Here is a 17,076-nt window from a genome sequence, read left to right on the forward strand (position 1 = left end):
TTGGGCAGACTTTCGTTGCTACTGTTCAAAAGATTGCGTGTCCGGCAGTGGTGGCGGAAGGCGGATCCATGGATCTCGAGATCTCCCGGCGAGCCGCTCTGGCGGGTGCCGGCGCGGCGGCGCTGTTCCTGGCCACCAGCGGCACCGCGGAAGCGGCACCGAAAGCACCCGGCCTCAAGTACTACTACCCCGTTCCGTCAGCGCCAGGCGAGGTCCGCGCCGACATCTGTGTCTACGGCGGCACGTCAGCCGGGGTCACCGCCGCCGTCAGGGCCGCGCGGCACGGCCGGTCCGTCGCGCTCGTCGTGTTCGGGCGGCACCTCGGGGGGCTCACCTCCTCCGGGCTCGGCGCCACCGACTCCGGGCGCATCGAGGCGATCGGGGGCCTGTCGCGGGAGTTCTACCGGCGGGTCGGTGCGCGCTACGGCAGACCGGAGTCGTTCGGGTTCGAACCGCATGTCGCCGAGAGCGTGTTCGACGACTGGGCCGCCGAGGAGGGCGTCCAGGTCTTCCGCGAACACCGTCTGTCCGGAGTGGACAGAGCGGGCAACCGGATCACCGCGCTGCGGACCGAGAACGGCAAGGTGTTCCGCGCGTCGGTCTACATCGACGCCTCCTACGAAGGCGACCTCCTCGCGGCGGCCGGGGTCAGCTACACCGTCGGCCGCGAGGGCAACGCGAAGTACGGCGAGACTCTCAACGGCGTGCAGGTCCGTTCCGGGCACCAGTTCCAGCGAAGCATCGACCCGTACCGCACGCCGGGTGACCCCACGAGCGGTCTCCTGCCGGGGGTGCAGGGCGAGCCGGTCGGCGACACCGGAGCCGGGGACCAGCGCATCCAGGCGTTCAACTTCCGCGTCTGCCTCACCAAGGCCGCGAACCGGCGGCCTTTCCCGCGCCCGCCCGGTTACGACCCCGCGCGGTACGAGCTGCTCCGCCGCTACCTCGCCGCGGGCGTCTGGGACGCCATGCGCCTCAACACCCCCATGCCGAACGGGAAGACCGACCTCAACAACAACGGCGCGGTCAGCACCGACAACATCGGCCGCAACCACCGCTGGCCCGACGGCGACCACCACGAACGGGAGCGGATCTTCCAGGACCACGTGACCTACCAGCAGGGCCTGCTGTACTACCTCGCGAACGACCCGGCCGTGCCATCGGCGATCCGGGCCGAGGTCAGCGCGTGGGGCCTGCCCGCGGACGAGTTCGGCCAGACCGGTGGCTGGCCGCACGAGCTGTACATCCGCGAGGGCCGCCGCATGGTCGCCGACTACGTGGTGACCGAGCACGACTGCCGCTGGGCCCGCACGGCACCGGACCCGGTCGGGCTCGCCTCGTACACGATGGACTCGCACAACTGCGCGCGTGTCGTGATCAACGGCCTGGCCCGCAACGAAGGCGACGTGCAGGTCGCGCCCGCCGGGCCGTACGGCATCTCCTACCGCGCGATCGTGCCGCGGCGGGGTGAGTGCGCGAACCTCGTGGTGCCGGTGGCGTTGTCCGCCTCGCACATCGCCTTCGGCTCGGCCCGCATGGAGCCGGTGTTCATGCTGCTCGGCCACGCGGCGGCGAGCGCGGCGCACCTCGCGCTCGCCGGCGGCCGCGCCGTGCAGGACGTCGACTATCCCACCCTGCGGCGCGCGCTGATCGCCGACGGCATGGTCCTGACCTGGCCGCCGAACCAGGGACCGGTCACCATCGACGCTCCCGGCGCGCCCACCGCGGGCACGCCGTTCCCGGTGACCGCGGCCGTCGCGAACCGCGAAGGTGTCGCGGTCACCGACGTCACGCTGTCCCTTGCCGCACCGGCGGGCTGGACCGCGACACCCGGCGACCGGACCACGCCTGCGCTGGCCGCCGGTGCCACGTTCGCGGCGGACTGGACGGTGACCGCCGCCGTGCCCGCGCAACTGCTCGAACCGGTGCGCCTCGCCGCCACCGCCACGTACACCGTCGGCGGGCAGGCGCTCACCTTCGAGCAGGCCAGGACGGTCACGGTGGCGGAGCCGGTCGCCGCGCCACTGCGGACCGCCGCGACCACCGAGGCGTACTTCGGCCAGCGCGGCGACCAGCTCGCGGTCCTCGCCGGCGGGCGGGACATGTGGACCGGCATCGACGAGTACGGCGCGATCTTCCACCCCGGCGTGCCGGCGACGGCCGCGGCGGTGACCCTGGTGTCCCAGGCCGCGACCGACCCGAACGCCCGCGCGGGCCTGGTGTTCCGCAACGACCTGCGCACCCGCTCGACCGGGTACGTCGCCCTGGTCGCCAAGCCCGCCAACGGTTTCCTGCTGCTGTGGGACGCCGACGAGGACGGCACGCTCGACTCGGTGGCCCGGCTCGAACTCAACCCGACCCCGTACCCGGCGCGCCTGCGGCTGCTGCGGTCCGGCACCACGTTCACCGGCGAGGTCAGCACCGACGGCGGCACGACATGGCGCCGCGTCGGCACGGCGAACGTGCCTTCCTCGGCACCGGCGCAGGACGTGGGTGTGGTCGCGTGTGCCCACGCGACCACACCGGGCCGAGCCCTGTTCACCGGCCTGTCGGTCAGCGCTGCCGGGCGGGGCGGATCACCAGCTCGTTGACGTCCACGCTCGGCGGCTGGTCGATCGCGTACGCGATGGCGTCGGCGATCGCGGACGGCGGGATGGGCTCCGCCCGGTAGGTGCGCATCATCTCCTGCGCGCCCGCCTCGGTGATCGTGTCCGCCAGCTCCGAATCGACGACACCCGGCGAGACGGTCGTGACCCGGATGCTCGGGTCGGCCTCCTGCCGCAGCCCCTCGGTGATCGCCCATGCGGCGTACTTGGTCGCGCAGTACACGGCACCGGTCGGCACGACCTCGTGCGCGCCGATCGACGCGACCGTCACGAAGTGGCCGCCGTCCTGCCGCTGGAACACCGGCAGCGCGGCGGCGATCCCGTACAGCAGGCCGCGGATGTTCACGTCGACCATGCGGTCCCACTCGTCGACGAGCAGCGAGTCCAGGCGGGACAGCGGCATCACGCCTGCGTTGTTCACGATGACGTCGACCCGGCCGTGCCGTGCGACCGCACCGTCGACGAACGCGGCCACGTCGTCGCGGTCGGTGACGTCCAGCCGCACCGCGTCGACGGTCCCGCCGTCCGCGCGGATCTTGTCGGCCAGCTCGGTGAGCCGGTCCTCCCGGCGCGCACCGATCACGACGCGATGCCCGTCGGCGGCGAGCCGCACCGCGGTGGCCTGGCCGATGCCGCTGCTGGCCCCGGTGACGAGGACGACCTTCATGTCAGTTCTCCTTCGTATGTGGGTGGAAAGGGTGACCTCGCACCCCGCGCGAGGGGTGTCGAGGGCAGGAGGTATCGCGCCACGTGCTTGCACGTGGCGTCGTGGTGTGCGACGGGTCAGGCGGTCAGGCTGCCCAGCAGGGACAGCGCCTCCGCCGACGGGCTGCCAGGTTCCGCGTGGTAGACGACCAGCTGCTGACCTGGTGCGCCGTTCACGGTGAACGCCTCGTACGACAGCGTCAGCTCACCGACGAGCGGGTGCCGGAACCGCTTGGTCTCACGTGTCTTCTGCCTGATCTCGTGGCGGGCCCACAGCCTGCCGAAGTCCGCGCTCCTGACCGACAGCTCACCGACGGTCTCGATCAGCCGGGCGTCGTCCTGGTGCAGGCCCGCCGCGGCCCGCAGCCCGCCGACGGTGTTGGCGGCGACGCGCTCCCACTCGGGGTAGAAGTCGCGTGCGTCGGGGTCGAGGAAGACCAGCCGGACCAGGTCGTCGCTGTACGTGTGGCCGGCGAACAGTGCCGTCCCGAGGTCGTTGGCCGCCAGCACCTGGAGGCACCGGCCCAGCACCAGCGCCGGGGTGGCGGTCCACGCCGCCATCATCCCCATCAGCGCGGGGCTGACCTGCTCGCGCCGCCGGCGCCGCGCCCTCGGTCGCGGCCGGGTCAGTTCGTGCAGGTAGGCGGTGGCCTCCTCGTCCAGGGCCAACGCGTGCGCGAGCGCGTCCACCACCTGCGCCGAGGGGTGCCGCTCCCGGCCCTGCTCCAGGCGCACGTAGTAGTCGCTGCTCACGCCCGCGAGCAGGGCGACCTCCTCGCGCCGCAGCCCGCTCACCCGGCGCCGGGTGCCCGGTGCCAGGTCGACGTCCTCCGGCCGCACCAGCTCGCGCCGGGCCCGCAGGAACGCACCGATCGCGTTGTCCATGTCTCCGAGGCTAGCCGCGGGACCAGCGGAAAGGGTGGCCGTGCGACACCCAGGAAACCTGCTCCCCCTGCTGAGGGATTATCGGCCGAATAGTGGGTACCCCGCGTCACGATCACGCGTGTGCGGACTGGCACCGGTGAGGAGTCCGAAATGGAGGGGCGAGATGACGCAGACACCGGTGACCGAGGACCAGGGCACGCCCATCTTCGACGCGCTCGCCGAGGAGGTCGGGTTCGAGGTGGTCGGCGGGTTCGACCCGAACGCCGAGCCCGACACCACCGGCGACGGGTGAGGCCTCAGGCGTAGTACCGGTACAGCGCCTGCGCCACCACCGCCGGCTTCGCGGAGCGTGCGCCGCCTTCCAGGTCGACCGTGAAGTCCACGGTGGTCTGGGCGCTGTCGTCGGTGAGCCGGTCCACCGCGGCCAGGTGCGCGGTCAGCCGCACCCTGGCGCCGACCGGCACCGGTGCGGGGAAGCGCACCTTGTTCAGCCCGTAGTTCACCCGGGTGCGGATGCCCTGGAGGTCCAGCAGGCCCGACCACAGCGGGATGATCAGCGAGAGCGTGAGGTAGCCGTGCGCGATCGTGCCGCCGAACGGGCCCGCCGCGGCCCGCTCGGGGTCGGTGTGGATCCACTGGTGGTCGCCCGTGGCGTCGGCGAACGTGGTCACCTGGTCCTGCGTCACCTCGTGCCAGGCGGTGGGGCCGAGCGTGGTGCCCGCGAGCGCCGCCAGTTCGTCGAGCCCGTGCACGGTGGTGGTCACCGGTCCTCCCCGTAGGTCGTGCGCAGCGCGCTCTTCAGCAGCTTCCCCGACGCGGTGCGCGGCAGCGTCTCCGCGAACACGACCGACTTCGGGATCTTGTACCGGGCGATCCGGCCGTCGAGGAACGCGAGCAGCTCGGCCGGTTCGACCGCGTGCCGCGCGACGACGATCGCGCGCCCGACCTCGCCCCACTTCTCGTCCGGCACCCCGATCACCGCGCAGTCCCGCACCGCCGGGTGCCGGTGCAGCGCGTCCTCGACCTCGGCCGGGTACACGTTCTCGCCACCCGAGATGAGCACGTCCTTGATGCGGTCCCGGATGTAGAGGTAGCCGTCCTCGTCGGACACCGCGACGTCACCGGTGCGCAGCCACCCGTCCGGCGTCAGCACCGCCGCGGTCTCCGCCGGTTTGCCCCAGTAGCCGGTCATGACGTTCGGGCCGTGCAGCACCACCTCGCCAGGCACCCCCGGCGCCACGTCCTCGCCGTCTACGTCGAGGACGCGCACGTCGGTGAAGAAGCACGGCGTGCCCGCCGACCCGACCTTGCGCGTGCTCTCCCCGGCGCGCAGGAACAACGCGCTCGGCGACGACTCGGTGAGCCCGTAGCCCTGCAGGAACACCAGCCCGCGTTCCTGGTAGGTGGTGATCACCTGCGCGGGGACGGGTGCGCCGCCGCAGATCATCGTGCGCACCGACGACAGGTCCGCGTCCGTCCACTCCGGCACGCCGGCCACGGCCTGGAACATCGCGGGCACGCCGAACAGGTAGGTCACCCGCCGCCGCGCGATCGTCGCCAGCGTGCGCACCGGGTCGAACGAGTCCAGCACCACCGTGCCGCCCTTGACCAGCGTCGGCAGCACGGTCTGGTTGAGCGCGGCGACGTGGAACACGGGCGCGTTCACGAGCGTCACCTCGTCACCGGCGAGGTCGACGTCGATGAGCACGTTCATCGTGTTCCAGTGCAGGTTGGCGTGCGAGAGCGCCGCGCCCTTCGGCCGCCCGGTGGTGCCCGAGGTGTACATGATCACCGCGATGTCGTCCGGTTCGACGGGCTCGTCGAGGGGCTCGGTGGCCGCCGCCGCCAGCAGTTCCTCGTAGGCGGCCCGGTCGAGCACGTGCGGCACGTCCGGCGCGAGGTCGTGCGACGGGGCGCGCACGAGCACCGAAGCGCCGCAGTCCCGCAGGATGTACTCGAGTTCCGGCGCGGCGAGCCGGGTGTTGAGCGGCACGAAGATCGCGCCGAGCATGCAGGCGCCGAACATGGTCTCGAGGAACGGCGGTTCGTTCGGCCCGAGGTAGGCGACCCGGTCGCCGCTGCCGATCCCGAGCCCGGCGAGCGCGTGCGCCACCCGCGTGGCGCGTTCGCACAGCTCGCGGTAAGTCTGCTCGCGGTCGCCGTGAACGACCGCGACCCGGTCCGGCGACATCCGCGCCCGCCGCGCGGGCCACGAGCCGATGCCCTGGTTACGCATCAGCGAGCCGCAACAGCCGGACGGCGTTGTCCCTGAGGATCATGGGGCGCACCTCCGGCTTGATCTCGAGGGTGTCGAAGTCGGCGAGCCAGCGGTCGGGCGTGAGCACGGGGAAGTCCGACCCGAACAGCACCTTGTCCCGCAACAACGTGTTGGCGTACCGCACCAGCTGGGGCGGGAAGTACTTCGGCGACCACCCCGACAGGTCGATGTGGACGGTCGGCTTGTGGGTGGCGACCGCGAGCGCCTCGTCCTGCCACGGGAACGACGGGTGCGCGAGGATGATCGGCAGTTCCGGGAAGTCCACGGCCACGTCGTCGACGAGCAGCGGGTTCGCGTACTTCAGCCGGATCCCGCCACCACCGGGCAGTCCGGCGCCGATCCCGGTCTGTCCACTGTGGAACAACGCGATGGTGCCGTGCTCGGCGAGCACCTCGTAGAGCGGGTACGCGACGGGGTCGTTGGGGTGGAACGCCTGCAGGCCGGGGTGGAACTTGAACCCGCGCACCCCGTACTTCTCGATCAGGGCACGGGCCTGCCGGACGGCGGCCTTGCCGCGCCAGGGATCCACGCTGGCGAACGGGATCAGGACGTCCGGGTGCTCGGCGCAGGCCGCGGCGATCTCCTCGCTCGCGATCGGTGGGTGCCCGGTGGCGGATCCGGCGTCCACGGTGAACACGACCGCCGCCATCCGCCGTTCCCGGTAGTACGCGGCGATCTCGGCGACGGTCTTGGTCCGCTCGGCCACCTTGAAGTAGGCGGCCGAGCCGCTCATCAGGTGCTGCGGCAAGGAGAGGTGCCCGTCCGCGCCGACCTCGACGTGCACGTGGACGTCGACGGCCACCAGTTCGTCGACGTTCATGTACGCGTCCCGAGGGTGGACGCCCAGGCCGCGCCGATGTCGTCGGCCCCCCACCCGCCGTCCCGGAACGCGACGGCCGCCTCCTCGGGATGTGTCCACAGCGACAGCCGGTCGCCGCCGATCCCGATGGCCTGCCCGGTGATGCCGTCGGACTCGGCGGAGGCGAGGAACACGACGAGCCCGGCCGCGTCGTCCGGCACCCCGAACCCTTCCCCGGCGCGGAGCCAGGCGGGCAGTGGTGTCCTGTCCCGCTGCCAGGCCTCGACGTGCGGCGCGAACGCGGGGATGGTCGCGGTCATGGCGGTGGCGGCCACCGGGATCACCGCGTTCACCGTGATGTTCGCCCTGGCGCACTCCATCGCCCACGTGCGGGCCATGGCCACGATCCCGGCCTTGGCGGCGGAGTAGTTGGTCTGCCCGACGTTCCCGCGCTGCCCGGCAGGCGAGCCGATGACGATGATCCGCCCGCCGTCCCCCTGCTCCCGCAGGTGCCGCACCGCGGCGCGCACACACGTGAAGGTCCCTCGGAGGTGCACGTCGACCACGGTGTCGAACTCGTCGTCGGACATGCGCCAGAGCATCCGGTCCCGCAACACCCCGGCGTTGGTGACGAGCACGTCGAGCCGCCCGTACTCGGCGACGCCCCGCGCGACGAGCCGCTCCGCCATCGAGGCGGGCCCGACCGCGCCGGCCTCGGCCACGGCCTTGCCCCCGGACCCGCCGATCTGCGCGACGGCCCCGGCGGCGGCGGAGGCATCGGCGTCGTTGATGACGACCGCCGCCCCGGCCGCGGCCAGCGCCGACGCGTACGCGAACCCGAGCCCCCGCCCGGCACCGGTCACCACAGCCACCCGCCCGGTCAGATCCACGGTGTCTCCCTACGGTTGTCCACAACCCCGCCACACGCGGGCCGAAACTGTCGGTGCTCCCCGGTAGTCTGGATTTCGGGGGTCCCCCGGTCGCGCGAATGGGACTTTCGCTCGGGGTCGCGGCCGCGAGCGCTTCTCGACGCCGTCCTCCGCCGGTACGCTGGAATTCGGGGGGCCGTGGCCCGCGCCAGGTCGAACGGCCGCGGATACGGCGCTGGCCGGTACCGCGCGTACGCGTGCGCACCCTCGGGATCGAACCCGGCCGCCGCCGCGTTCAGCGCAGACGGCCCGGTGTCCGGCCACCGCCCCGAGTCGGCCCGTCGCTCGACCGCCGCCAGCGCGGCGAGCATCTCCCCGTCGGTGAACGTGCAGTGCCCGGCCCGGTCGACGAACGCCTGCCGCAGCGACCGGTCCCGGCCCGCGGCGTGCACGGCGTCCGCGTAGGCCCGCTCCACCTGGACCGGCACCAGCGCGTCACCGGTCGTGTGGATCGTGAGCAACGGCGTCGCCGGCCGGCCAGTGAACGTCAGGTTGCGCGCGACATACCGCACCGCACCCGGTGCCGCGGAGATCCTCGGCGCCCGGTTCAGCAGCGCGAGGTCGTCGGTGAGTGACAGCCCGGCCGCGTCGTACAGCGCTTCGACCTCCGCCCGGTTCGCCGACCGCGCGAACACGCGCGCGTAGTCGACTCCCGTGTTCCACGAGGGGTTCCCGCCCGCCCACGTCTCCATCTCCTGTCGCCACGACAGTCCCACGTAGACGGTGCCGCGCAGCGCATCGAGGTGACCCGGCCGTGGCAGGTTGTGCAGCGCAGCGGCGAGCGCGGTCCGCGCCCGGCCTCGCGGTGTGGCCTGCGCCGCGTCCAGTGCGGCCGTCAGGGTGGCGACGGAAGCGAGCGCCGTCGCCTGATCCGGGAGGTGCACCAACGGCACCGCGGGATCGGAGAAGAACGTCCGCACCGCGAACACCGGGTCGAGCGTGTTGTTCCAGTTCGCGATCCCGCCCTGCTCCAGCCCGCACATGGCGAGCGCGCCCGCGAACCGCGGTCCGTGCCGCTCGGCCAGCCCGGTGGTGATCATCCCGCCGAGCGACGTGCCCCACGCGATGGCCCGGCGGGGCTTGCCGAACCGGTCGGCGAACGTGTCCAGGGTCGCCAGCTGGTCCGGCAGGGCGTGTTCGAGCACCCACCCCGTGTCCCGGTACGACGACCCGGCCAACGCGTAACCCCGTGCCAGCAACGCGGACCGCACCGCGGCGTTCGGCGCGTTCTGCGCGGGGTTGGGCGCGCCGTCCGGGGTGTACCCGTGGCTGTACAGCAGAACCGTGCGGTTCCAGTCGGCGGGCACGTCCAGCACGTAGGTCGCGCCGCCCGGCAGCGTGCCCTCCACGTGGGACGGTGCCTCGGCAGGCGACAGCAACCCGGCCACCAGCGTAGCCGCGAGCAGTACCTTCACGTCCGCTCCTTCCCGCGCAGCGCGGGCACGATCCCGCGCGGCAGCCACAGCACGACGACCACCAGCAGCAACCCGTACACGGCGTAGGACAGCACGCTCGGCGCGTAGCTCGGCATGCCGGGGCTCGTGGCCAGCTCGTTGAGCGCCTGCACCAGCAACACGATCGCCACCGCGCCGACCACCCCGCCCGCCAGGGTGCCGAGCCCGCCGACCACGGCCATCACCACGTACTCGATCGACAGCAGCACCGGGAACGACCCCGGCCCCAGGTACCCCAGGTAGAACGCGTAGATCCCGCCCGCCAGCCCCGCGAACGCGGCCGACAGCGTGAACACCGCCAGCCGGTACCGCCCGACCGGCACCCCGCTGGCCGCCGCCGCGACCTCCGACGTGGCGAGTGCCCGCAGCCCGCGCCCGGGCCGCGACCGCACCAGGTTGTGCGCCACCACGAGCACCACCGCGAGCCCGGCCCACACCAGGTACGCGTACTGGATGTCCTCGGCCAGCTCGAACCCGCCGACCGACAGCCGGGGGATCCCCTGCAGCCCGATCGCCCCACCGGCCCATGTGGACTGTGCGAGCACCGACAGCAGGATCAGCTGCATCGCGAGCGTCGCGAACGCGAGGTAGTGGCCCCGCAGCCGCAGCACCCCGGCACCCACCACCGCGGCGAACGCGGCGGCGACCACCGGCGCGGCGAGGAGCCCGAGCACCGGCGCGGTGCCGTGCACGCTCAGCAGCCCGGCCGTGTACGCGCCGATCGCGTAGAACGACGCCTGGCCGAGGGAGATCTGCCCGGCCTGCCCCATGAGCAGCGACAGCCCGACGGTCACCATGGCGGCGAGCCCGGCCAGGACGTAGATGCCGAGCTGCTTCCCGTCGAGGAAGACGGGCAGCGCGAGCGTGACGACGGCAGCCGCGATCAGCACCTTCATACCGGTTCCTCCACCGGGCCCCGGGTTTGCCGCTGCGCCGCGCGCCAGATCATCACGACGATCATCAGCCCGAGCGCGACGTCCGTCTGGTGCGCGGCGTTCCCGTAGCCCGCGACCAGTGCCTGCGTCACCCCGAGCAGCAGCCCGCCCGCGAGCGTCACCGCCGGTCGGGTGAGCCCGCCGAGGATCGCGGCCGCGAAGCCGTTCACGATCAGCGTCACGTCCGCGTCGAACGTGATCTGCTGCACCGGCGTCACCAGCACCCCCGCCAGCCCGCCGAGCGCGCCGCCGATCGCGAACGCCAGCCATCCCATCCGCCGCACGTCGATCCCGATCACCTTCGCGGCGTACGGGTTCGACGCGCACGCGGTCAGCGCCTTGCCGGTGCCGGTGCGGGTGAAGAACAACGCCATGCCCGCGAACACCGGCAGCGTCACCCCGATGACCAGCAGGTAGTGGGACTGCACGCGGGCGTCGCCGATCGTGACCGCGCCGGGCAGGCCGGCGAACGACCGCGGCTGGTCACCCCACACCAGCACCTCGACCGCGTAGGCGAACACCGACAGCCCGAGCGTGACGATCAGCGCGGACCGTGGATCCGTTGCCAGCGCGACCATGCCGACCAGCAGCCCGACGACCGCCGCGACCGCCACGGCCGCGAGTTCGCCGAGGCCGTGGGGGAGCGCGGTCAGGAACGAGGCCGCGCACATGGCACCGACGACCGCGAACGCGCCCTGCGCGAAGTTCACCACCCGCGTCACCCGGTACACGGCCACGAGCCCGCTGCCGACGAGCGCGTACCCGCAGCCGGTGCCGAGCCCGGTGACGAGGTAGCCGGGGAGGTCAGTCATGCACACCGCCCAGGTATGCGGCCGACACGCGGTCGTCGGCGGCCAGCTCCTCCGACGGTCCTTCCGCGACGATCCGGCCCGCCTCCAGCACGTACGCGCGGGAACACAAATCCAGCGCCAGCCGCGCGTTCTGCTCGATCAACAGCACCGCGAGGCCACGCGTCTCGTTCAGCTCCCGCAGGTGCCGCACCAGGTCCGCCACCACGAGCGGCGCGAGACCCAGCGACAGCTCGTCGACCGCGAGCACGTCCGGGCGGCTCATCAGCGCCCGCCCGACCGCGACCATCTGCTGTTCGCCGCCGGACAGCGTGCCTGCGCGCCGGTGCCGCAGCTCGGCCAGGCGCGGCAGGATCGCGTGCACCGGCCCGGTGTCGCGCAGCTTGTACCGCCGTCCGCCGAGCCGCAGGTTGTCCTCGACGGTGAGGTCGCCGAACACCTGCCTGCCCTCCGGCACGTGCGCGAGCCGCCCGCGCACCGCGACCGTTCCCGCCGAGGGCTTCAGTACGCCGGACAGCGTGTTGACCACAGTGGACTTCCCGGCGCCGTTCGGCCCGATCAACGCGACCATCTCCGCGGGACCGACCGTGAGGCTGACCTGGTCCAGCGCGGTGGCGGGCCCGTACCGGACCACGAGGTCACGCACCTCGACCGTGCCGTCATCCGCTCCGCGGGCTCCGCTCATGCGGTCGCCCCCAGGTAGGCGGCCACGACCCGGTCGTCGGCGCGGATCTGCGCCGGGGTGCCCTCGGCGATGACCTGGCCGAGGTCGAGCACGGTGACCCGGTCGGCGAGCCGCGTCACGAACGCGACGTCGTGCTCGACCAGCAGCATCGTGATCCCCTCGCCGCGCAGCTCACCCAGCAGGTCCGCGAGCCGCGCCCGTTCTCCCGCGCGCAGCCCGGACGCCGGCTCGTCGAGCAGCAGCAGCCTCGGCCGCCCGCACAGCGCCCGCGCGACCTGCACGACCCGCTGCTGGCCGAGCGGCAACGCGCCCGCGTCGCGGTCGGCCCAGTCCTCGAGTCCCGCTCTGGCAAGGGATTCCCGCGCACGGTCGCGGATCTCGCGCTCCTCGCGGCGATGCCGGGGCAACCGGGCGATCGCGGCGCCGAACCCGGTGCGCGTGCCCGCGTGCGCACCGACCATCACGTTCTCCAGCACGGTCATCCCGGTGAACACCCGCGCGCCCTGGAACACCACGGCGATCCCGGCGGCGGCCCTGCGGTGCGGCGGCAGCCGGTCGATCCGGGTCCCGTCGTAGGTGACGGTGCCCGCGTCGGCGCGGAGCTGCCCGCCGATCAGCGCGAACAGGGTCGACTTGCCGGCACCGTTCGGTCCGATGACGGCCCGCAGCTCGCCGTGCGCGACGTCGAGGTCGACGTCGCGCACGGCGAACACCCCGTCGAACGAGCGACGCAGCCCGTTCGCCCGCAGGATCACGGGGTCACCCCGCCAGCTCGGCCAGCTGCGTGCCCGACCACTCGGTGGGCCGGAACGCGCCCTGGGTGACGGTGTTGACGGAGATGAACTCCGGGCCCAGCCCGGCGTGGTCGTCCTTGCCGTACGCGTACTCGCCGTTGGGGGTCACCAGCCGCAGGCTTTCGAGCGCGCCCCGGATCGCGCCCGGTTCGGTGCTGCCCGCCTTCTCGATGGCGGCGACCAGCAGCTGCACCGCGCTCCAGCCGTCCTGCGCGAACTGCGGCGGCGGGTAGCCGTACTCGTCGCTGAACGCGGTGGTCAGCTCGTCGATCGCGTCTTTCTGCGCACCGGCGGGGAGATCGGGCCCGACCACGCCGATCGAACTGGCGACGACCACGCCCTCGGCGGCCGCGCCGACCGGGTCGAGGAACAGCTTGCTGGCCTGCGCACCGGTCATCACCAGCGGGATGTCGAGCCCCGCGGTGGCGTACTGCTTCGTGAGCGCGACCGCGGGTGCCCCGGTCGCCCACACGACCAGTGCCTGCGCCTTCGCGCCGCGGACGTGCCCGAACACGGACCCGAACTCGGTGGCGTCGGTCTGGAACTCCTCGTCGGCGACGATGTCGATGCCGTAGCGGGAAGCGTTGTCCCGCATGCCCTTGTGGCCCGCGACGGCGTAGGAGCTGCGCGTGTCGTGCGCGACGGCCACAGTGGACACCCCGGTCGCGTCCAGGTACTGGAGGATCCGCTCGGCGTAGGTGCCGGAGGTGGCGGGCACGACGAACACGTACGGGTGCACGGGTTCGACCTGTTCGTCGGCGGGCGTGAGCGACAGGTAGGGGAGTTCTTCCCGGTCCACCAGGGGGATCGTGGCGAGCGCGGAGTTCGAGAACGGCGACCCGATGACCGCGGCCACCTCGTCGCCCCGCAGGTCGTTGAACGCGAGCACGGACTGATCCGGCTGGCTCTTGTCGTCCTTCACGACGACCTCGAGCTGCCGCCCGAGCACCCCGCCCTCCCGGTTGACCTTGGCGACGGCGAGCTCGACGGACTTCTTGTTCTCGCTGCCGAGCGGCGAGTAGTTGCCGGTGAGGGAGACGATCTGGCCGACCTGGATGGGCCCGCTGGTCGTCGCGGAGTCGTCGCCACAAGCGGCGGAAAGGAGGAGAAAGGCTGACAGGACAGGGAGAAGTCGACGCACGGTACCTCCTCGTACGCGATGCGAGCCGCCCCCAAAGTTAGGCGTTTGAGTTGCAGTCGTCAAGAAACTGCCTAACATTGCGGCTGTGTCACCGCGCCCCCAGTCCCTGATGCTCACGCTGCTGGGCGACCACCTCTACGGCCGCGACCTGTGCGTCTTCTCGGGCAGCGTGATCGAGGTGCTCGGCAGGGTGGGCGTCTCGGAACACGCGACCAGGTCGACCCTGACCCGCATGGTCAACAAGGGCCTGCTGTACCGCCAGAAGGAGGGCAGGCGCATGTACTTCGGCCTGACCCCCCTGGCCGCGAACGTGCTCCGCGACGGCCACACCCGGATCTGGCGCACCGGAGCCGTCAACGAGGACTGGGACGGCACGTGGACCCTGCTGGGCTTCTCGTTGCCAGAGGCATGGCAACGCCAGCGCCACGACCTGCGCGCCAAACTGGCGTGGGCGGGTTTCGGGCCGTTGCAAGGTGGCCTGTGGATTGCCCCTGGCCACGTCCAGGTGGACGACATCGTGGCGTCGCTGGGCCTGTCCGCCCACGTGCGGATCTTCCGCGCCACGGTCGACTCGGACGTGGCCCAACTCGTCGAGGACGCGTACGACCTGACCCCGATCGCGGACAGCTACCGCGAGTTCCTGACCCACTGGACGGACCCGCAACCGTACGAGCACGACCCGCTGGCCGCCCACCTGTCGATCGTCACGGAGTGGCTGCGGATCATCCGCAAGGACCCCCGCCTCCCGGTCCGCCACCTCCCGGAGGACTGGCCGGCCATCGCAGCACAGAAGTCCTTCCACGACATAGAAAGCGTCCTGGCGACCCCGGCGGCGGAACTCGCGAAGGAACTGCTGGACACCCGCCCGGCTGGTTGACGACCCGCACGTGCTCTCACCGGCGGTCGAGGCCGGTGCGGTATGCCCGATGTGGTCCATGGTGAACCTCGGCCGCCGTAATCGGGTGGATCCCGGCGCTCCCGGGCGATACCGTGCCGCCCGTGATGAGCCCCGAGTCGGACAGAGCGGAGCCGCCGGTCGTTCGGCGGCGTTGCGGCTGACTTCTCGCCCGTGGCTTCGGGTGGGCTGACGCGCCGGCGACCGGACCTGGATTCCCTCGTCCGTTCTCTCGTTGGAGCGCTCGTTGTTGTTCGTCTACATCCTTGGCCTTGCCGTGTTCGCGCAAGGTACCTCCGAGTTCATGCTGTCCGGGCTCGTGCCGGACATCGCCCTCGAACTGGCCGTGCCCGTCGGGGCGGCCGCGACCCTCACGTCCGCCTACGCCGTCGGGATGGTTGCCGGGGCGCCCGTCATGGCGGCGCTCAGCGCTCGCTGGCCCCGTCGCCGGGCACTCGTCACCTTCCTCGTCGTGTTCGTTGCCATGCACGTCGTCGGCGCGGTGACCAGCGACTTCACCGTTCTCTTCGGCACGCGGGTCGTCGCCGCGGTCGCCAACGCCGGGTTCCTCGCCGTTGCCATGACCGTGGTGGGGGCGCGTGGGGCGGCCGTCCTCATCGGTGGCGTGACGCTGTCGTGCGTGGTCGGGGTGCCGGCCGGGGCGCTGCTCGGTCAGTTCTACGGCTGGCGCGCGGCGTTCTGGGCCGTCGCCGCGCTTTCCCTGCCCGCGCTCGCCTTCGTGGTCCGGGCCGCGCCGGCCGAACCCGCCGGGGTGCGGGACGTCGACGTCCGGCGGGAGTTCCGCGAGCTGCGGTCGCGGCCGTTGCGGCGCACGCTCCTGCTCGGTGCGCTGGTCAACGGCGCCACGTTCGCGACCTTCGCCTACCTCGCGGTCATCGCGACCGACGTCGCCGGGCTGCCGGACGGCGCGGTGCCCGGGTTGCTGGCCGCGTTCGGGCTGGGTGCGTTCCTCGGGGTCACCGCGCGGATGCCCGACCGGTGGCTCACCGCCGGGTTGTTCGTCCTGCCCGCCGGATGGCTGGTGCTCGTGCTCCTCAGCACCCATCCCGTGCCGTTCTTCGTGGCCACCGCGGTGCAGGGTGCGTTGTCGTTCGGTGTCGGGTCGGTGCTCATCACCCGCGTGCTTCGGCTCGCGCCCGGCGCGCCGTCACTGGGCGGGGCGTTCGCGACGGTCGCGTTGAACGTGGGTGCGGTGCTCGGGCCGGCCGTGGCGGGAGCGGTCACCGAGGCGACCGGCGACCACCGGCACGCCGTGTGGTTGAGCGTGGCCGCGGCCCTCGTCGCTACGGCTTGCGCCCCACGCCACCGATGATGCACTGAGCCGCGCCACTGAGACCCCCGAGCCGGGGCCCGTCCGGCCACCACGCGTCACACACGGAAAGGCCGGGCGGGTCCTGTGCGTTGGGGGCGACCAGTTCCAGGCCCGCCAGCATCGCCGCGATCTCGTCGCGGGTGCGGAACCGGCCCGCGCCTATCGGACCGTTGACCAGGATGTGCTCGATGCGCTTGGCGATCGGCGTCAGCTCCGGGGTTTCCGGGTCGACGAAGTGGGAGAACACCACGTAGCTGCCGGACGGGAGCGCGTCGACGTACTCGCGCATGATCGCCGGCGCCTTGGTGTCGTCGGTGACGTGGTGCAGGGTCCCGACCTGCAGCAGCACGAGCGGCTCCGAGAAGTCGAGCACGCTGCGCACGATCTCGTTCTCGAGCACCTGCCGGGGCTCGAAGATGTCGGCCCCGACCATGCGGACGCGGACGTTGTCCTCCAGCAGGGCACGCCCGTGCGCGAGCACGACGGGGTCGTTGTCGACGTACACGACCCGCGCCTCGTCGTTGTGCCGCTGCACGATCTGGTGCGTGTTCTCGGCGGTCGGCAGCCCGGAGCCGCAGTCGAGGAACTGTGGGATGTTCGTCTGCGTGAGGAACCGGCACGCGCGGTTCAGGAAACCGCGGTTGCCGCGCGCGATGTCCACCGCCTCCGGCACGGCCGCGCTGATCTTGGCCATGATCTGCCGGTCGACGTCGTAGACGTCCTTGCCGCCCAGGAACCCGCCGTACACGCGGGCGATGCTCGGCCGCGTCGGATCAACGCCGACCGGCACCTGGCTCGGAGATGTCGCATGCGTTGCCATCGGGGAAC

Annotated in this window: 17 protein-coding genes; 4 read left to right on the forward strand and 13 right to left on the reverse strand. The window is 72.3% G+C overall.

The annotated features are described in order from the left end of the window. The first annotated feature begins 68 nt into the window (after positions 1 to 68). On the forward strand, positions 69 to 2,591 hold the full coding sequence (locus FHR82_RS06090) for an FAD-dependent oxidoreductase (protein WP_184809176.1): 2,523 nt from the start codon (positions 69 to 71) through the stop codon (positions 2,589 to 2,591). Here the strand turns inward: FHR82_RS06090 and FHR82_RS06095 are convergent. Both FHR82_RS06095 and FHR82_RS06100 read right to left on the reverse strand, forming a co-directional pair. Continuing rightward, positions 2,554 to 3,273, reverse strand: a complete 720-nt coding sequence (locus FHR82_RS06095) for an SDR family oxidoreductase (protein ID WP_184809177.1) — start codon at positions 3,271 to 3,273, stop codon at positions 2,554 to 2,556. The two genes, FHR82_RS06090 and FHR82_RS06095, sit on opposite strands and share 38 nt — an antisense overlap. Before the next feature lie 116 nt (positions 3,274 to 3,389). Beyond that, positions 3,390 to 4,196 (reverse strand): helix-turn-helix transcriptional regulator, encoded by an 807-nt coding sequence (locus tag FHR82_RS06100; RefSeq protein ID WP_184809178.1) that lies wholly within the window; start codon positions 4,194 to 4,196, stop codon positions 3,390 to 3,392. A 163-nt stretch (positions 4,197 to 4,359) separates the two neighbouring features. On the opposite strand from FHR82_RS06100, the gene FHR82_RS45705 reads away from it, so the two are divergent. Then, a complete protein-coding gene (locus tag FHR82_RS45705) occupies positions 4,360 to 4,488 on the forward strand; it encodes a hypothetical protein (RefSeq protein WP_260417904.1) in 129 nt (42 codons plus the stop codon). Between the two features lie 4 nt (positions 4,489 to 4,492). Here FHR82_RS45705 and FHR82_RS06105 read toward each other — a convergent pair whose 3' ends face one another. The 10 genes from FHR82_RS06105 to FHR82_RS06150 are packed head-to-tail and all read right to left on the reverse strand — an operon-like array spanning position 4,493 to position 14,020. Next, positions 4,493 to 4,960 carry a MaoC family dehydratase gene (locus FHR82_RS06105; protein WP_184809179.1) on the reverse strand — a complete coding sequence of 156 codons (468 nt, stop codon included), beginning with the start codon at positions 4,958 to 4,960 and terminating at the stop codon, positions 4,493 to 4,495. Further along, positions 4,957 to 6,432 carry an acyl-CoA synthetase gene (locus tag FHR82_RS06110; protein ID WP_184809180.1) on the reverse strand — a complete coding sequence of 492 codons (1,476 nt, stop codon included), beginning with the start codon at positions 6,430 to 6,432 and terminating at the stop codon, positions 4,957 to 4,959. Before FHR82_RS06110 ends, FHR82_RS06105 begins: the two co-directional genes overlap by 4 nt. Beyond that, on the reverse strand, positions 6,425 to 7,294 hold the full coding sequence (locus tag FHR82_RS06115; RefSeq protein WP_184809181.1) for an amidohydrolase family protein: 870 nt from the start codon (positions 7,292 to 7,294) through the stop codon (positions 6,425 to 6,427). Before FHR82_RS06115 ends, FHR82_RS06110 begins: the two co-directional genes overlap by 8 nt. Beyond that, positions 7,291 to 8,163 (reverse strand): SDR family NAD(P)-dependent oxidoreductase, encoded by an 873-nt coding sequence (locus tag FHR82_RS06120; RefSeq protein WP_184809182.1) that lies wholly within the window; start codon positions 8,161 to 8,163, stop codon positions 7,291 to 7,293. The genes FHR82_RS06115 and FHR82_RS06120 overlap by 4 nt, the downstream gene beginning before the upstream one ends. After that, positions 8,154 to 9,617: an alpha/beta hydrolase family protein gene (locus tag FHR82_RS06125; RefSeq protein WP_184809183.1), complete on the reverse strand. Its 1,464-nt coding sequence runs from the start codon at positions 9,615 to 9,617 to the stop codon at positions 8,154 to 8,156. Before FHR82_RS06125 ends, FHR82_RS06120 begins: the two co-directional genes overlap by 10 nt. Continuing rightward, entirely contained in the window at positions 9,614 to 10,552 is a 939-nt protein-coding gene (locus FHR82_RS06130) for a branched-chain amino acid ABC transporter permease (RefSeq protein ID WP_184809184.1), read from the reverse strand. Before FHR82_RS06130 ends, FHR82_RS06125 begins: the two co-directional genes overlap by 4 nt. Continuing rightward, positions 10,549 to 11,403 (reverse strand): branched-chain amino acid ABC transporter permease, encoded by an 855-nt coding sequence (locus FHR82_RS06135; RefSeq protein ID WP_184809185.1) that lies wholly within the window; start codon positions 11,401 to 11,403, stop codon positions 10,549 to 10,551. Before FHR82_RS06135 ends, FHR82_RS06130 begins: the two co-directional genes overlap by 4 nt. Further along, on the reverse strand, positions 11,396 to 12,085 hold the full coding sequence (locus tag FHR82_RS06140) for an ABC transporter ATP-binding protein (RefSeq protein ID WP_184809186.1): 690 nt from the start codon (positions 12,083 to 12,085) through the stop codon (positions 11,396 to 11,398). Before FHR82_RS06140 ends, FHR82_RS06135 begins: the two co-directional genes overlap by 8 nt. Then, positions 12,082 to 12,840, reverse strand: a complete 759-nt coding sequence (locus tag FHR82_RS06145) for an ABC transporter ATP-binding protein (protein ID WP_311770902.1) — start codon at positions 12,838 to 12,840, stop codon at positions 12,082 to 12,084. The genes FHR82_RS06140 and FHR82_RS06145 overlap by 4 nt, the downstream gene beginning before the upstream one ends. Before the next feature lie 4 nt (positions 12,841 to 12,844). Continuing rightward, on the reverse strand, positions 12,845 to 14,020 hold the full coding sequence (locus FHR82_RS06150; RefSeq protein ID WP_184809187.1) for an ABC transporter substrate-binding protein: 1,176 nt from the start codon (positions 14,018 to 14,020) through the stop codon (positions 12,845 to 12,847). An 85-nt stretch (positions 14,021 to 14,105) separates the two neighbouring features. Between FHR82_RS06150 and FHR82_RS06155 the strand changes: the two genes are divergently transcribed. Next, positions 14,106 to 14,897 carry a PaaX family transcriptional regulator gene (locus tag FHR82_RS06155; RefSeq protein ID WP_311770903.1) on the forward strand — a complete coding sequence of 264 codons (792 nt, stop codon included), beginning with the start codon at positions 14,106 to 14,108 and terminating at the stop codon, positions 14,895 to 14,897. Between the two features lie 265 nt (positions 14,898 to 15,162). Continuing rightward, positions 15,163 to 16,248, forward strand: a complete 1,086-nt coding sequence (locus tag FHR82_RS06160; RefSeq protein ID WP_184809349.1) for a Cmx/CmrA family chloramphenicol efflux MFS transporter — start codon at positions 15,163 to 15,165, stop codon at positions 16,246 to 16,248. On the opposite strand, the gene FHR82_RS06165 is transcribed toward FHR82_RS06160, so the two are convergent. Beyond that, positions 16,220 to 17,068, reverse strand: coding sequence for an SAM-dependent methyltransferase (locus FHR82_RS06165; protein ID WP_184809188.1), 849 nt, complete (start codon positions 17,066 to 17,068; stop codon positions 16,220 to 16,222). The two genes, FHR82_RS06160 and FHR82_RS06165, sit on opposite strands and share 29 nt — an antisense overlap. Positions 17,069 to 17,076 lie beyond the last annotated feature (8 nt).

This window comes from Actinophytocola algeriensis (assembly GCF_014203735.1).
Taxonomy (GTDB): domain Bacteria; phylum Actinomycetota; class Actinomycetes; order Mycobacteriales; family Pseudonocardiaceae; genus Actinophytocola; species Actinophytocola algeriensis.

Excerpts from the sequence above, each read along its gene's own strand:
- FHR82_RS06090 (WP_184809176.1), top strand. The coding sequence starts at position 69 with ATGGATCTCGAGATCTCCCGGCGAGCCGCTCTGGCGGGTGCCGGCGCG.
- FHR82_RS06095 (WP_184809177.1), bottom strand. The coding sequence starts at position 3,273 with ATGAAGGTCGTCCTCGTCACCGGGGCCAGCAGCGGCATCGGCCAGGCC.
- FHR82_RS06100 (WP_184809178.1), bottom strand. The coding sequence starts at position 4,196 with ATGGACAACGCGATCGGTGCGTTCCTGCGGGCCCGGCGCGAGCTGGTG.
- FHR82_RS45705 (WP_260417904.1), top strand. The coding sequence starts at position 4,360 with ATGACGCAGACACCGGTGACCGAGGACCAGGGCACGCCCATCTTCGAC.
- FHR82_RS06110 (WP_184809180.1), bottom strand. The coding sequence starts at position 6,432 with ATGCGTAACCAGGGCATCGGCTCGTGGCCCGCGCGGCGGGCGCGGATG.
- FHR82_RS06115 (WP_184809181.1), bottom strand. The coding sequence starts at position 7,294 with ATGAACGTCGACGAACTGGTGGCCGTCGACGTCCACGTGCACGTCGAG.
- FHR82_RS06130 (WP_184809184.1), bottom strand. The coding sequence starts at position 10,552 with ATGAAGGTGCTGATCGCGGCTGCCGTCGTCACGCTCGCGCTGCCCGTC.
- FHR82_RS06135 (WP_184809185.1), bottom strand. The coding sequence starts at position 11,403 with ATGACTGACCTCCCCGGCTACCTCGTCACCGGGCTCGGCACCGGCTGC.
- FHR82_RS06140 (WP_184809186.1), bottom strand. The coding sequence starts at position 12,085 with ATGAGCGGAGCCCGCGGAGCGGATGACGGCACGGTCGAGGTGCGTGAC.
- FHR82_RS06165 (WP_184809188.1), bottom strand. The coding sequence starts at position 17,068 with ATGGCAACGCATGCGACATCTCCGAGCCAGGTGCCGGTCGGCGTTGAT.